The 14272-nt window shown below is 74.1% G+C and carries 13 protein-coding genes and 1 riboswitch; of the genes, 6 read left to right on the forward strand and 7 right to left on the reverse strand.

Features of this window, described 5'->3' with window-relative positions:
• Positions 1 to 7: 7 nt before the first annotated feature.
• The gene (gene thiS, locus A6A06_RS16780; RefSeq protein WP_073761960.1) at positions 8 to 226 is read right to left on the reverse strand and encodes a sulfur carrier protein ThiS; all 219 of its coding nucleotides are present in this window, start codon (positions 224 to 226) and stop codon (positions 8 to 10) included.
• A complete protein-coding gene (gene thiO / locus A6A06_RS16785; RefSeq protein ID WP_073762218.1) occupies positions 223 to 1428 on the reverse strand; it encodes a glycine oxidase ThiO in 1206 nt (401 codons plus the stop codon). Before thiO ends, thiS begins: the two co-directional genes overlap by 4 nt.
• A 195-nt stretch (positions 1429 to 1623) precedes the next feature.
• Positions 1624 to 1738, reverse strand: a riboswitch (TPP riboswitch).
• A 164-nt stretch (positions 1739 to 1902) separates the two neighbouring features.
• Between thiO and A6A06_RS16790 the strand changes: the two genes are divergently transcribed.
• From A6A06_RS16790 to A6A06_RS16810, 5 genes are all read left to right on the forward strand, one after another.
• The gene (locus A6A06_RS16790) at positions 1903 to 3183 is read left to right on the forward strand and encodes an FAD-dependent oxidoreductase (protein ID WP_079194043.1); all 1281 of its coding nucleotides are present in this window, start codon (positions 1903 to 1905) and stop codon (positions 3181 to 3183) included.
• A gap of 145 nt (positions 3184 to 3328) precedes the next feature.
• Entirely contained in the window at positions 3329 to 3694 is a 366-nt protein-coding gene (locus A6A06_RS16795) for an Rv2175c family DNA-binding protein (RefSeq protein ID WP_073761961.1), read from the forward strand.
• A gap of 151 nt (positions 3695 to 3845) precedes the next feature.
• Complete coding sequence (gene thiE, locus A6A06_RS16800) at positions 3846 to 4496, forward strand: thiamine phosphate synthase (RefSeq protein ID WP_073761962.1); 651 nt, start codon at positions 3846 to 3848, stop codon at positions 4494 to 4496.
• Positions 4497 to 4674: 178 nt separating this feature from the next.
• Entirely contained in the window at positions 4675 to 5592 is a 918-nt protein-coding gene (gene metF, locus A6A06_RS16805; RefSeq protein ID WP_073761963.1) for a methylenetetrahydrofolate reductase [NAD(P)H], read from the forward strand.
• Between the two features lie 54 nt (positions 5593 to 5646).
• On the forward strand, positions 5647 to 6807 hold the full coding sequence (locus tag A6A06_RS16810; protein WP_073761964.1) for a hypothetical protein: 1161 nt from the start codon (positions 5647 to 5649) through the stop codon (positions 6805 to 6807).
• Positions 6808 to 6868: 61 nt separating this feature from the next.
• Here the strand turns inward: A6A06_RS16810 and A6A06_RS16815 are convergent, their stop codons facing one another.
• The 5 genes from A6A06_RS16815 to A6A06_RS16835 all read right to left on the reverse strand — a co-directional run bounded on the left by A6A06_RS16815 (position 6869) and on the right by A6A06_RS16835 (position 13216).
• Complete coding sequence (locus tag A6A06_RS16815) at positions 6869 to 8464, reverse strand: phytoene desaturase family protein (RefSeq protein WP_073761965.1); 1596 nt, start codon at positions 8462 to 8464, stop codon at positions 6869 to 6871.
• Between the two features lie 97 nt (positions 8465 to 8561).
• Positions 8562 to 9179: a DUF4126 domain-containing protein gene (locus A6A06_RS16820; RefSeq protein ID WP_073761966.1), complete on the reverse strand. Its 618-nt coding sequence runs from the start codon at positions 9177 to 9179 to the stop codon at positions 8562 to 8564.
• Between the two features lie 389 nt (positions 9180 to 9568).
• Positions 9569 to 10180, reverse strand: a complete 612-nt coding sequence (locus A6A06_RS16825; RefSeq protein ID WP_073762220.1) for a TetR/AcrR family transcriptional regulator — start codon at positions 10178 to 10180, stop codon at positions 9569 to 9571.
• 35 nt (positions 10181 to 10215) lie between these two features.
• Positions 10216 to 12423 (reverse strand): YhgE/Pip domain-containing protein, encoded by a 2208-nt coding sequence (locus A6A06_RS16830; RefSeq protein ID WP_073761967.1) that lies wholly within the window; start codon positions 12421 to 12423, stop codon positions 10216 to 10218.
• Positions 12395 to 13216: an ATP-binding cassette domain-containing protein gene (locus A6A06_RS16835; RefSeq protein WP_073761968.1), complete on the reverse strand. Its 822-nt coding sequence runs from the start codon at positions 13214 to 13216 to the stop codon at positions 12395 to 12397. Before A6A06_RS16835 ends, A6A06_RS16830 begins: the two co-directional genes overlap by 29 nt.
• 226 nt (positions 13217 to 13442) lie before the next feature.
• On the opposite strand from A6A06_RS16835, the gene A6A06_RS16840 reads away from it, so the two are divergent.
• Positions 13443 to 13928 carry an SAV_6107 family HEPN domain-containing protein gene (locus A6A06_RS16840; protein WP_073761969.1) on the forward strand — a complete coding sequence of 162 codons (486 nt, stop codon included), beginning with the start codon at positions 13443 to 13445 and terminating at the stop codon, positions 13926 to 13928.
• The last annotated feature ends 344 nt before the right edge of the window (positions 13929 to 14272 follow it).

Below are 14272 nucleotides of genomic sequence, written 5' to 3' on the forward strand. Positions count from 1 at the left end.
GTGCGGATCAGCCTCCCTGGACTGCGGTGAGGACCTCGACGCGGTCGCCGTCGCCGAGCGGGGTGGCGGGCCACTGGCCGCGCGGCACCACGGCCTCGTTGAGGGCGGCGGCCACGCCGCTGGGTGCCGTGGTGAGACCGGCGACGAGCCGGTCCAGGGTGAGCCCGCCGGGGAACTCGCGGGGCTCGCCGTTCACGGAGACGGTGATGGACGTGGTGACGGTCATACGGGCTGCTCCTGAGGGGCGGGGGCGGGCGCGGAACCCGGCCGGGCACCGAAAGCCGGGAAGGGGCCGGACGGCTGCGGCGCGAAGCGGTCCGGGGTGAACGGCAGGGCCTCCTCCGGCAGCGGGCCGCCGGCCAGCGCCGCCGCCATCGCGTCGCCCGTGACGGGCGTCAGCAGCACCCCGTTGCGGTGGTGGCCGGTCGCCACCAGCAGGCCGGGCAGCGCGGTCGGGCCGAGCAGCGGCGCGTTGTCGGGCGAGCCGGGGCGCAGCCCGGCGCGGGTCTCGACCAGGGGCAGTTCGGTGATGCCGGGGACCAGTTCGTGGGCGTCCCGCAGCAGTTCGTAGACCCCGCCCGCGGTGACCGTGGTGTCCCAGCCCAGCTCCTCGCTGGTGGCGCCGACGACCAGCTCGCCGTTCTCGCGCGGCACGAGATAGAGCGGGCCGCCGCGCACCACCGCCCGTACGGTGCGGGACAGGAACGGCACGCCGCCGGGCAGACCGTCCGGCATCCGCAGCCGCAGCACCTGGCCCTTGACCGGGCGGACCGGCGGCAGCACGTCCGCGGGCACGCCCGCCAGCTGCCCGCTCCGGCTGCCCGCGGCGAGCACGACCCGGCCCGCCGCGACCCGGCTGCCGCCGGCCAGCTCGGCGCCGGTGGCGCGCCCCCGCTCGACCAGCAGCCGCTCGGCGACGGCGTGGTGGAAGACGACCCCGGCCCGCTCGCAGGCGGCGAGCAGCGCGGCGGCCAGCCGGCGCGGATCGACCTGGTGGTCCCCGTCCACGCGCAGCCCGCCGCGCACGCCCGGCGCGAGCATCGGCTCCAGGCGCCGGCACTCACGCCCGCTCAGCCACTCGGACTCCAGCCCGCTGCGGCGCTGGAGGGCGTGCAGATCGCGCAGGTGCGCCCGGTCGTCGGCGTCCAGCGCGACGGCCAGGGTGCCGCAGCGGCGGTAGCCGAGGTCCACGCCGCTCGCCTCCGCCAGCTCGGCGGCGAACTCCGGATAGCGGCGGGCGGAGGCCAGATTGAGGCCGAGCAGGGTCTGCTCGCCGTAGTGCAGCTCGGTGACGGCGGCCAGCATCCCGGCCGCGACCTGCGCGGCGCCGCCGCCGGGAGCCGGGTCGGCCACGGCGGTAAGCAGCCCGAGCCGCGCCGAACGCCAGGCGGTGACCAGGCCGATGATGCCGCCGCCGATGACGAGCACGTCCGGGTGCGGGGCGGGGCCGGACACAGCGGATGCCTGTACGGATGCCTGTACGGATGCCTGTACGGATGCCTGTACGGAGGGTTGCGGCGACGGCTGTACGGACGGTGGTGCCGATGGCTGTACGGACGGTCGTATCGGTGGTTGTACGGACGGCTGCGCGGACGGCTGTACGGATGTCTGTGCAGGGGGATGCATGGGCGTCCAGCCCCTCCCTTCGCCGGCATGACCCGGATCAGGTTCGTACGGTCGGAGGCCGCGTCAGCCTCCCTCTCAGCCCGGTCGCGTCCGGGCTCCCGCGAGTGCGTTCACCGGCAACCCTAGTACGGGCCGCCGACACCCCGTAAGGGAGCGCCGGGCCCCGGACACGGGCCGCGGACCCCGCGTCCGGCGGGTGACGGGCCGTGACGTTGTGTCATAGATCTCGTTGCGCGGTGCTGATGGAGGCGAGACCCCCCGTCCTAGAGTGATCGGGTGACCGAGCTGACCCAGCCCCAGGACCCTGACCGCGCGCCCCAGGACGGCGATCCGGCCGATCGCGCCGCCGAACGCGCCCGGCGCGTCGTCATCGTCGGCGCCGGCCTGGCCGGTGTGCAGACCGCCCTCGCCCTGCGCGAACAGGGCTGGCGCGGAGCCATCGCGGTGGTCGGCGACGAGCCGCACCAGCCGTACGACCGCCCGCCGCTCTCCAAGGCCGTCCTGCTCGGCAAGGCCGACGGGTCCACCTTCGACGTGGACTTCGAGGCGCTCGGCATCGACCTGCTCCTGGGCCGGCACGCCATAGGGCTGGCCGCCGCCTCGCGGGTGGTCGAGACGGATGCCGGGCCGCTCCCGTACGACCACCTCGTGATCGCCACCGGCGCCGAGCCGATCACACTGCCCGGCTGCGACGGACTGCCGGACGTCCACGTCCTGCGCACCCTCGACGACGCCGAGCGGCTGCGGCCCGTGCTGACCGACCAGCGCGAGGTCGTGGTCGTCGGCGCGGGCTGGATCGGCGCGGAGTTCACCACCGCGGCGCGCGAGGCGGGCTGCCGGGTGACCGTCGTCGAGGCCGCCGACCGGCCGCTGGCCGGCGCGCTGCCCGCCGAGGTCGCCGCTCCCATGGCGGCCTGGTACAAGGACAGCGGCGCCGAGCTGCGCACCGGAGCCCGCGTCGCCGCCCTCACCGAGGGCGTGGTCACGCTCGCCGACGGCACGACGCTCGCCGCCGACGCGGTCGTCGTCGGCATCGGTGCCCGGCCCTCGACCGCCTGGCTGGCCGGCTCCGGCGTCGAGCTGTCGCCCGAGGACCGCTCCATCCTGGCCGACGAGCGGCTGCGCACCTCCCTGCCCGACGTGTACGCGGTCGGCGACTGCGCCTCCTTCCCGTCCGCCCGCTACGGCAGCCGCCTGCTGGTCCACCACTGGGACAACGCCCTGCACGGGCCGCGCGCGGTCGCCGCCACCATCGTCCACGGCGTGACGGAGGGCCCGGCCTACGACCCGGTCCCGTACTTCTGGTCCGAGCAGTTCGGCCGCTTCGTGCAGTACGCGGGCCACCACGCCGGCGCCGACGAGACGGTGTGGCGCGGCGACCCGCAGAGCGCCGCCTGGTCGGTGATCTGGCTGCGCGAGGGCGTGCTCGTCGCGCTGCTGGCGGTCGGCCGGCCCCGCGACCTGGCCCAGGGGCGCAAGCTCATCGAGCGGGGCGCGGTGCTGGACCGGAAGCTGGCCGCGGACGCGTCCGTGCCGCTGAAGTCGGCGGCTCTCTGAGAAGTTTTTCCCGGCGGGGCGGGGGGCCCGGGAGCGGTCCGGGGCCCGGCGGACGGCGCGGAGCGCGGTGCGTCCGGGGTCCGTGGAGCGCCCCGATGGCGATGCCCCGCTACCGGCTGTCAGTGCGAGGTGGCAGGCTTGTCCCGTGACCGAGATTGACGCAAAGATCGATGGACTCGTCCCCGCCTGGCTCACCCTCCCCGACATCGCCGAGATGATCGGCGTCGAGGTGACGCGTGTGCGGCAGCTGGTGAAGGAGGGCCAGCTGATCGCGGTGCGCCGTGGCGAGAACCGTGCCCTTCACGTACCGGCCGACTTCATCAAGGACGGCAAGGTCGTCAAGGGCCTCGTCGGGACGCTGACGCTCCTTCGGGACGACGGCTTCGTGGACGAGGAAATGCTGGAGTGGCTCTTCACCGCAGACGAGACCCTGCCCGGAACCCCTGCCCAGGCCCTGCGTGAGAATCGCGGTACGGAGGTGAAGCGCCGAGCGCAGGCGCTCGCCGTCTAGACGCGCCTGCGCCGGCTGCGGGCAGGGCCGTGACCACGCCCGCAGCCGCATCGCCGTCGCGCTCGCACCCGCGGCCGCGACTGTCTTCGCACCACTGGCGTACGGGCCGGAAGGCCCGGCCCGTACGCCGCAGACCTGGGGGATCCGTCCGATGACCACCGCACGCCACGCCCTGTCCGACGCCCGCCTGTACCTGTGCACGGACGCCCGCAAGCGCCAGGGCGACCTCCCGCAGTTCCTCGACGCGGTGCTCGCCGCGGGTGTGGACATCGTGCAGCTGCGGGACAAGGGCATGGAGGCCGCCGAGGAGCTGGCCCACCTGGAAGTCTTCGCGGACGCCTGCCGCCGGCACGGCAAGCTGCTGGCGGTCAACGACCGCGCCGACGTGGCCCATGCCATCGGCTCGGACGTCCTGCACCTGGGCCAGGGCGACCTTCCGGTGCCCGCCGCCCGCGCCGTCCTCGGCGACGACGTGCTGATCGGCCGCTCCACCCACGCCGAGGCGGAGGTGGACGCCGCGCTGGCCGAGCCCGGCGTGGACTACTTCTGCACCGGCCCCTGCTGGCCCACCCCGACCAAACCCGGCCGCCACGCCCCCGGCCTCGACCTGGTCCGCTACGCCGCCGCGCGCCGGCCCGAGCGCCCCTGGTTCGCCATCGGCGGCATCGACGCGGGCAACCTGGACCAGGTGCTGGAGGCGGGCGCCCGCCGGGTGGTCGTCGTCCGGGCGATCACCGAGGCCGAGGACCCGGGGGCCGCGGCCGCCGGCCTGGCGAAGCGGATACACGCTCACGGAGAGTGAGCGGCCCATGCGGCCGCCCGTGTGCCGGACCGGGGAGGGAACGCCTGGGCCGCCCCGCAGCGGGCCGTCTGGACGCCGGATGGCCGGCCGATGTCCAAGGTGTGGACCGGAACGCGGCTATCCGGGCATTTCGGCGGAGCCGGTTGGTGTGCGCGAAGCCGGTGGATAATCTGCACGTATGGCCCTAGGCACAGCTTCCACCAGGACTGATCGCGCACGGACCGTGCGTGACCTGCTCGCTTCCGGCAAGCAGTCGTATTCGTTCGAGTTCGCCGCCCCGAAGACGGAGAAGGGCGAGCGGACGTTGTGGAACGCCATTCGCCGGATCGAGGCGGTCGCGCCGACCTTCGTCTCCGTGACGTACGGCGCGGGCGGCACCTCGCGCGAGGGCACGGTACGCGCGACCGAGCGGATCGCCACCGACACCACCCTGACCCCGGTGGCCCACCTCACCGCCGTCAACCACTCCCTGGCCGACCTGCGCAACATCATCGGGCAGTACGCCGACGCCGGCATCCGCAACATGCTCGCGCTGCGCGGCGACCCGCCCGGCGACCCGATGGGCGACTGGGTCCGGCACCCCGAAGGCGTCATGTACGCCGCCGAACTGGTCCGGCTCATCAAGGAGTCGGGAGACTTCTGCGTCGGCGTGGCCGCCTTCCCCGAGATGCACCCGCGCTCCTCGGACTGGGACACCGACGTACGGCACTTCGTCGACAAGTGCCGGGCCGGCGCGGACTTCGCCATCACCCAGATGTTCTTCTACGCCGAGGACTACTTCCGGCTGCGCGACCGGGTCGCGGCGGCGGGTTGCGAGACGCCCGTCATCCCGGAGATCATGCCGGTCACCAACGTCCGTCAGATCGAGCGGTTCGCGCAGCTCAGCAATGCCGCCTTCCCGCCCGAACTGGCCGAGCGCATCCTCGCGGTCAAGGACGACCCGGCGGCTGTACGCTCCATTGGCATCGAGTATGCGACGGAGCTGTGTGCGCGCTTGATGGCCGAGGAAAGTCCCGGGTTGCACTTCATTACCCTGAACCACTCCACGGCGACGCTGGAAATCTACGAGAATCTGGGTCTGCACCAGCAGTCCTGAGAGTGGTTTGCCGCACCACGGCGGCTGTGGTGGGGCGGCGGAAGAGGGGCGTACATGGGCTGGGTGGTCCTCTACATCGCATTCGGCTGTGTTGCGCTGTGGCTCCTCGGCGAAGTGCTGCTCCAGCACAAGGCCCCGCTGAAGTGGCGGCTGCTCGCCTTCACCGGCTTCCTCGGCGTGGTCGTCGGCGTCGTCATCCCGTCGGTGATCGTGATCGGCGTGGGCGCCATCGCCTTCGCCGTCGGACAGACTTTCGTCACGCTCTCCTTCCGGAGCGGCTTCTCGTCGGGCTGGTCGCTGCGTGGCAAGCGCCGTGACAGCGGCAAGCGCGGCGACAACCGGCGGCGCCGGGCCCGGGGCAGCGGCCGGGCCGCGGCCGCCGCCGGGCCCACCCTTGAGGTCTCCGGCGTGGAAGAGGTCCCGGCCCCGGAGAGCGCGGGCTCGGAGGCCCCGGCCGCGGAGGCCCCTGCACCGGATGCCGCTGCCCCGGATGCCGCGCAGGACCCTTTCGCTCCGCAGGACGCCTTCGCCCCCCACCACGGCTTCGAGAACGGCCAGGGCACCCAGGGCGGTTACGGGAGCGGGGACTCCACCGACGTGTACGCCCCGCAGCCGATCCCCGAGGAGACCGGGCAGTACGGCATATACAGCTCCGACGCGCGCTCGCAGCAGCCCGGCTACGCCGCGTACGACGGCTACGGCGGATACGGGCAGGACGCCTATGGCTACGGCGGCGGTTACGGCGCTGCCGCCCAGGGCGGGCAGGACGCCTACTCCGACCACTACAGCGCTTACGGCGCGGACCAAGGGCAGGGCCAGCATCAGGGCCAGGGCCAGGAACAGGGCTTCGGCCAGGATCAAGGTCTCGGCCAGGATCAAGGTCTCGGTCAGGACCACGGCTTCGGTCAGGACCAAGGCTTCGGTCAGCAGGCGCCCTACTCCGACCCGTACCTGGGCACGCAGCAGTACGCCCAGCAGTACGACCCGTACGACCAGCCCGACGCCTTCGGCGGCACGCAGGCCTACCCGGCGCAGCAGTACACCGGCGTACAGGACCCGTCACAGGGGCAGGCGCAGCCCTCCTACGGCGAGACGCCGCCCGGCGGAGTGTGGGTCCCGCAGCAGCGCGGCAACGAACCCGACGCGGACCAGCCGTACCCGCCCTACCAGCCCCCGCAGAACCAGGGCTTCGACGGGCAGAACTACCGCTACTGAGCGCCCCGGCCCGGCACGGCCGGGCGCGTCCCGCTCCGGCGGCCGGGCGGGCGCCGTCGGCTCACTCGGAGCCGCGCCAGCCGTCCCCGTTCACGATCAGGCCCGCGACGAGGGCGCCGGACATCCCGGCGTGCGCCAGGCCGCCGCCCGGATGCGTCCAGCCGCCGACCGCGTAGAGCCCGGGTATGCGGGTGCGGTTGCCGGGGCGCAGGAAGCGACCCCCGGCACCGGCCAGCGCCGGACCCGGCACCGAACCGCCCGCGTCGGGTGGCAGCACGGCCCGCCACAGCACCCGCTCCCGCAGCCCAGGTATCGCCGCCTCGGCGGCCGCCATCAGCCGGTCGGCGGCTGCGGCCTGCGCGGCCGTCTCCTGCGCGGCCGGCTCCGGAGAAGTCGCCCCGGCGGTCGGCAGGGCCAACTCTCCGTACGGCGCGACCGCCGCGCTCAGCGTCACGGCCTCGTGGCCGTCGTCGGGCCGGGACTCCGGATCGTCCGGGCGGAGCACCGTCACCGTCGGGCGGTCGCACAGCCCACCCGCGCCCTCCCCGGCTCCGGCTCCGGCTCCGAAGAGCGTCGCCAACTCCGCCGCCCGGTCGGCCGCGTGGACCACGGTGCGGTGCGCCGCGTCCGCCGGGCGGGGCCCGCGCAGCGCGAGAGCGACCGTGAACCGTCCGGGCGTCCGGCGGCGCGCGTCGGCGTCGGGCCGGACGTCGTCCCCACCCCACGGCTCCCCGCTGCATGGCTCCCCGCCCCACGGCTCCGTGCCCTCCAGGAGCGCCGCCAGCTGGTCCGGAGCCACGCCCGCGACCACCGTGTCCGCCTCGACGCGCCCGCCGTCGCGCAGCTCCACGCCCGCCGCCCGGCCGTCCGCGGAGACGATGCGCGTCACCTCGGCGCCGAAGGAGAACTCCACCTTCCGCGCCAGGCAGCGCTCGTACAGCGCGTCGGCCAGCGCCCGGATGCCGCCGCGCGGATACCAACTTCCGAAAGTCTGCTCCATGTACGGCAGGACGGCGGCGCTCGCGGGGGCGGTGCGCGGGTCGTAGCCGTACGCCAGGGCGTAGCTCTCCAGGAGGGCGGTCAGCCGGGGGTCCTTCAGCTCATGGCCGGCGACCTCGGCGAGGGAGGCGTCCGTCACCGGCTTGCGCCGCCCGAACAGCCCGCGCCGGGGCAGCGCCGGATACGGATCGCGCCCGAGCACCTGCCAGTCGGGCCACAGCGGCTCCTCCAGCAGCGGCCGGCGCGTACGGTCCCAGGCTTCGCGGGCGCGGCCCAGGAACGCGCTCCAGCGCTCACCCGCCCCGTCGCCCAGCGCGCCGTCCAGCGCCGCGAGGACACCGGCCCGCGACGCGTTCGGCAGAAGGACGGCCGTGCCGTCGGGGAACACATGGCGGGCGGCCGGGTCGACCTGGGACAGCTCGACGACGCTCTCCAGCGGCTCGCGGCCGGTCTTGACGAACAGGTCGCGGTAGACGGCGGGCAGATGCAGCAGCCCGGGGCCCGTGTCGAAACCGAACCCCGCGCGCTCGAAGCGGCGCACCGCGCCGCCGTACGTCGCCCCGCGCTCGTACACCGCCACCCGGTGGCCCGCGACGGCCAGCCGGGCGGCGGCCGCCATCGCGCCCATCCCGGCGCCGATCACCGCAATCCGTGCCATGCCTGCGACTTTATCCGGCACCACTGACAACGCCGCTCCCGCCCGGCCCGGCTGAGTCCGCCGCCCGGCCCCGTACCGCGGCGGCCGGGCTCCCGGCTCAGCCCGCCGGCGCCGCGCCCTCGCGCGCAGCCACCTGCCGCTCCTCGCGCCGCTGCCGCCTGCGCCGCAGGAAGCGCCGTACCCGCGACCACAGGAACACCACCAGTACGATCCCGCCGACCAGCAGCACACCGGCGACGACCGCCGCGGCCACGGGATGGAACACCGCGAAGACGATGATGCCCGCGACCCCGAGGTCCTCCAGCGTGCTCAGCACGAAGTTGCTGGCCGGTTCGGGCGAGGTGTTCACCGCCATCCGCGTGCCCGCCTTGACGAGGTGGCTGACCAGCGCGCTGGTGCCGCCCACCGCGCCCGCCGCGAGCTGCGGCAGTGACCCGTCGTGGCCCGCCAGCAGCGCCGCCACGACCCCGCCGGACACCGGCCGGACGACCGTGTGCACGGCGTCCCAGACGGAGTCCACGTACGGGATCTTGTCGGCGACCGCCTCACACAGGAAGAGCACCCCCGCGACGATCAGCACGTCGGTGCGCTGCAACGAGGCGGGCACCTCGTCGGCGGCCCCGGTGGCACCGAGCACGCCGAGGAGCAGCACGACGGCGTAGGCGTTGATTCCGCTGGCCCATCCGCTGGTGAAGACAAGGGGAAGTACAGACACGCAGGAGATCGTATCCAGCCGCTGCGCGCCGGTGCTCAGGTTTGAGTATCCGTACTCAGTCGCCGAGATGAGTAGGTACGCGGATGGGCTGCGACCTGCGAGGACGAAAGAGTGGGGACCACGGAAGGGACGCCGGGCCGGCACCGCCGGCACGGGGCGGCGGAACGGCACGGCAGCCCGGACGTGACGGGGGAGCACGGGGGAAGTATGGGGGCTCCACGGGGGAAAGTACGGGGGTACGGGGCCCCACGGGGGAGGCGCTGTCCTGGACGGATCGCCGGGGGAACGATCCGGTCCGGGGCAGCGCGTCTGTTACGGACAGCGGCGGCGGCCGGCACACGATGCCGGCCGCCGCCGCTGTATGCGCCCCGGGGCGCGCGCACGGGCGCCTACGGGTGTCCGCTCACCCGGCCCTGCAGCAGGCGCGACAGGGACGCGTGCACGTCGTCGATCGTCCGGTGCGGCTGGTAGGACTGCCAGTCCAGCGCCGCCACCAGCACCATCCCGAACAGCGCGGACGCCGTCAGCGGGATGTCGATCTCCTCGCTCAGCTCGCCGGCCGCCACCGCCTCCCGCAGCACGCACTCCACGACCGTGATCGCCCGCTCCCGCACCACCATGAGCGTCGACTGCCAGGCCCGGTTCGTGCGCCACAGCTCGGCGACGTAGAGCTGGGTCAGCGCCGGGTAGCGGGCGATGAAGTCCAGTCCGGCCCGGATCATCGCGTCCAGTGCGTCCACCCGGGTGCCGCCCCGGCCCGTGGCCGCGTCCGCGGCCTCCTGGAGGGAGGTGGCCAGCAGCTCGATGCCGTGCCGCAGCAGCTCCTCGAAGAGTTCGTTCTTGCTCGCGAAGTTGTAGTACACGGTGCCCTTCGCGACACCGGCGCGCTCGGCGATCTCGTCCACCGTCGTCGAGGAGAAGCCCTGTTCGGCGATGAGCGTGACGGCGGCCTCGAAGAGCTTGCGCCGGGTGGTCCGGCGCCGTGTGCTGGAGCTGTCCATGGGGGAGATTGTGCCGCCCCCGGCGGACCGCGCGCTCACAGGCGCAGCTCCGGATGGAGGTCCTTCATCCGGAGGACCTGCTTCCCGCGTGCCGCCCAGGAGGTCAGCGCGAGCGCGGCCGCGGTGAAGGCGAGCAGGACGGCGCCGCCCTGCCACACCGGCGCGAGGTCACCGCCCGTGATGAGCCGCCGCAGCCCCTCGACGATGTAACTCATCGGCAGGTACGGGTGGATGGCGTTGAAGAAACCGGGACTGGTCTGCACCGGGTACGTACCGCCCGCCGACGTCAGCTGGAGCATCAGCAGCGCCAGCACCAGGATGCGGCCGGCCGGTCCGAAGCGGGCGTTCAGCCACTGCACGATCGCCGCGAAGCACGCCGTGGCCAGCACAAGGAACCCGACCGTGCCGGCGGGCCGTTCCATCCGGAGGCCGAGCCCGAAGCGCAGTACGGACATCAGTGCGGCGGTCTGGAGCACCCCGAGGGCGAAGACCGGCAGCCATCCGGAGACCGCGGTCCGCCAGGCGCCCGCGCCCATGGCGAGCGCGCGCCGGTTGAGCGGCGGGATCAGCATGTACGCGACCATCGCGCCGACCCAGAGGGACAGCGGGATGAAGTACGGGGCGAAGCCGGTGCCGTAGTTGGGCGCGCGGTGCGCCGCCTGCGAGGCGAGCTGCACCGGGTCGGACATCACCCGCGTACGGGCGTCCCGGTCCTCCTTGCCGTAGTCGGGAATCCGCCGCACGCCGTCGTGCAGCCCGCCCGCCAGTTTCTGCGACCCGTCGGAGAGCTTGAACATGCCGCCGTAGAGGCTCTGCGCGCCGTCCTGCAGCGTGCCGATGCCCCGGTCGAGGTCGCCCGCGCCGGACGCGGCACGGCCGGCTCCCTCGTGCAGCTGCCGGGCCCCGCCGGCCGCCTGCTCCGCGCCGTCCGCCAGCTTCCCGGTCCCGGCGGCCAGCTGGCCGGCGCCCGCGGAGACCTGGTGGGCGCCCGCGTTGAGCTGGTTGATCTTCGCGACCGCGGCGTCCATGTCGGCACCGAGGGTCGGGCCGCGCCGCGCCAGTTCGCCCGCCAGCCGGTGCAGCGAGTCGAGATCGCGGCCGAGCCGGTCGAGGTTCTTCCGGTCGTGGACGTAGCCGCTGATCTCCTCGGCCTTGTCCGCGGCGGTGGCCGCCTGCTCCTTGAGCTGCCCGAGCTCGGCGCAGGAGGCGTCGGGCAGCGCCCCGGCGCCGCAGCGCTGCCGGTAGAACGCCGCGAGGTGGTCGGACATCCCCCGGGAGAGCCGGGCGCCCGTGTCGGCCGCGCGCGGCAGCTTGTCCAGGTTGTCCCGTACGGCCCGGGAGCCGTCGGCCACCACCTGCGCGACCCGGCCGATCTCCTTGCCGTGCGCCCGGATGAAGGGGCCCACGTCGGCCACCACGCCGTTGACCTTGTCGGCCAGCTGCTGGGTGCCCTGGGCGACCTGGCCGGAGCCGCCGGCCAGCCGGTCCGCACCGCGGGACGCGGCGGACGCGCCCCGGGCGAGGTCGGCGGTGCCCGCGGAGAGCTTCCCGGCGCCCGCGTCCAGGTCCTTCAGACCGGTGGCCAGGGTGCCGCTGCCGTCCTTCGCCGTACCCAGTCCGTCCTTGAGCTTGCCGGTGCCGTCCCGGGCCTGCCCGATGCCGTCCTTCAGCTTCCCGGCGCCGTCCGCGGCCTGCTGCGTCTTGTCGTGCAGCGTCGAGAAGGAGACGAAGATGTTGTCGTAGAAACTGCGTGAGGACTTCACCGAGGCCGCCGAGCGCACCTCGGAGAAGACCGTGCGGGAGATCTGCCCGACGATGTAGTTGTTGGCGTCGTTCGTACGGACCCGGAGGGCGCCGGTCTCCGGGTGGTCACCGGAACTGGACGCGATCCGCTTGCTGAAGTCCGCGGGGACCGTCAGCGACAGGTAGTACGAGCCGTCCTCGACGCCCTGGCCCGCCTCCTCGGCACTCACCTCGTGCCAGTCGAAGGTGTGGCTGTCGCGCAGGCCGCTGACGATGCTGTCACCGGCCGTGATCTTCTTGCCCTTGGCCTCGGCGCCCGCGTCCTCGTTGACGAGCGCGACGGGGATCTTGTCCAGGCGCCCGTACGGGTCCCAGAAGGAGAACAGGTACAGCGCGCCGTACAGGAGCGGCAGCAGGAGGAGGGCGATCAGCGCCGCCATCGGCAGCTTGCCCCTCCCGAACCGCTTCAGTTCAAGCGCGGCCAGCCTCGGCGAGCGCATCCGCCGCCCCCTTCCCGTCGTCGCTGCCGCCCTGGCCGTCGCGGCCGGCCGCCGGGCCCTCTTCGCCCGTGCGCGGGGCGGTGCGCGCCACGACCGCGCCGTCCGGCGCCTGGTTGCACACCGCGAGCACGGTCGTCCCGGACTCCGCCAGGGCGCGCAGCGTCGCCCAGACGTCCGCGCGTTCGGCGTCGGAGAGCTTCATGTCGGTGTCGTCGACGGCGAGCAGGCGGGGCCGGCCGAACAGCGCCAGGGCGATCGACAGGCGCAGCGCTTGCGGCCGCTCCAGGTCGCGGACGGACGTCCGGTCGCCCTTGGGCAGGGTGGCCAGGTCCAGCCCGGCCGCCTCCAGGGCCGCGTCGGTCCGGGCGCGGGCTGCCGCTGTACGCTCCCGGCGCGGGCGCAGCAGTGCGCTGAGGGCACCTCCGGCGGCAGCTGGGAGGGAGTCGCCGAACCTGCGTTGCAGCAGGGCGCGTTCGCGCAGGTGCTCGGCCACGGTCAGTGCGGGTTCGAGATCGGTGACACCGGGTACGTGCGCCAGTGCGGTGACCGCTCGTACCGCTGCCTTCTTCTTCGGCAGCGGCAGGCCCGCGACCTCGGCCGTACCGGCGGTGGCCGCCATCCGGCCGGTGAGCGCGAGCAGCAGGCAGGTGCGTCCGGAGCCGGACGGGCCCTCGACGGCGATCAGCGAACCCGGCTGAGCCGTGAGCCCGACGTCCCGGAAGGCCCAGCCGCGCGGGCCTTCGAGGCCGTATCCCGTGGCGGTGACGGCCGCCCCGTGCGGGGTGCTGTGCACGATCCCCTCCCTTGAACTGACCAGTCAGTGCAAAAAAGTATGCGCAGTCTTGTCATGTCTCCGCAAGGGGGGCGGGGGAGTCCGCCCGCTTTCCGGCGAAAGGAAGGATCTCCCCGAATTACCCCGCCGTTCCGGGGAAAGAGCAGGTCAGAGCCGATTGTCAGTGGTGTGCCTCACGATGGCCCCATACGGTCCTGAACCGTCATGCGACGACAGGAGGTTCGTCATGGCAGCCAGTTCGGCCGCGGGCAGCTCCGCGGCGTACGGCCCTCCGGGCGATGTCCACCCCGTCCTGCGCCGGGCGGCCGCGCCGCCCGCCGCCCTCGACCTGCTCGCCCAGGCGCAGCGCGGCATCGACGAAGCCCGCGGCCTGGAAACCCCCAACGAGCGCTATGCCACCGCCCACCTCGCCGCGCTGCGCACGGCCGCCGCCGTCCTCGCCGTGCGCGGCCGCCCGGAGACCAGCCTCCGCCGCAGGCAGCGCATCCGCAGCGCCTGGGAGGTCCTCCCCGAAGTCGCTCCCGAACTCGCCGAATGGAGCGCCCTGTTCGCCTCCGGCGCCCGGCGCCGCGCCCGCGCCGAAGCGGGCATAGCCGGCGCGGCCGGTCCGCGCGATGCCGACGACCTGATCCGCGACGTGGCGATGTTCCTGCGACTGGTGGAGCGGATGCTGCTCCTCCAGCCCGTGCTGCCGTCGCAGCGGGCGGGGTGAGGCGCGGGCGGGGAACGGCCGGGTGGAGAGCGGCGGTCCGGGGGCGTCTGATCCAGGGTCGTCCGGTCCGGCCCCGTCCGGCCTGGGGCCGTTCGGTCCGGCTCCGTTCGGTCCGGGTCCGTTCGGTCCGGGTCCGGCATGGGTGGAGGGGGAAGGCCCGGGGGCTGTCCGGTCCGGGTTCGGCGTGGGTGGAGGGAGGCGGTCCGGCTCTGTCCGGAACGGGGCCGGTCCGGCCCGGGGAGCCGCCCCCACCTGCCGCGGCGCACCCGCACCGCGGCGGGGGTCCGGCGCGGAACGCAATAGGGTGGTACCCATCAGTTCATGCCCCCGTCGAGGAGCCACCC

Origin of the sequence: Streptomyces sp. CB02923 (assembly GCF_001905005.1) — a bacterium.
In the GTDB taxonomy this organism is placed as follows: Bacteria; Actinomycetota; Actinomycetes; order Streptomycetales; family Streptomycetaceae; genus Streptomyces.

Coding starts and splice junctions, on each gene's coding strand:
- A6A06_RS16815 (WP_073761965.1), bottom strand. CDS start 8,464: ATGGCACGGATTGCGGTGATCGGCGCCGGGATGGGCGCGATGGCGGCC.
- A6A06_RS16840 (WP_073761969.1), top strand. CDS start 13,443: ATGGCAGCCAGTTCGGCCGCGGGCAGCTCCGCGGCGTACGGCCCTCCG.
- thiE (WP_073761962.1), top strand. CDS start 3,846: ATGACCACCGCACGCCACGCCCTGTCCGACGCCCGCCTGTACCTGTGC.
- A6A06_RS16810 (WP_073761964.1), top strand. CDS start 5,647: ATGGGCTGGGTGGTCCTCTACATCGCATTCGGCTGTGTTGCGCTGTGG.
- thiS (WP_073761960.1), bottom strand. CDS start 226: ATGACCGTCACCACGTCCATCACCGTCTCCGTGAACGGCGAGCCCCGC.
- metF (WP_073761963.1), top strand. CDS start 4,675: ATGGCCCTAGGCACAGCTTCCACCAGGACTGATCGCGCACGGACCGTG.
- A6A06_RS16830 (WP_073761967.1), bottom strand. CDS start 12,423: ATGCGCTCGCCGAGGCTGGCCGCGCTTGAACTGAAGCGGTTCGGGAGG.
- A6A06_RS16825 (WP_073762220.1), bottom strand. CDS start 10,180: ATGGACAGCTCCAGCACACGGCGCCGGACCACCCGGCGCAAGCTCTTC.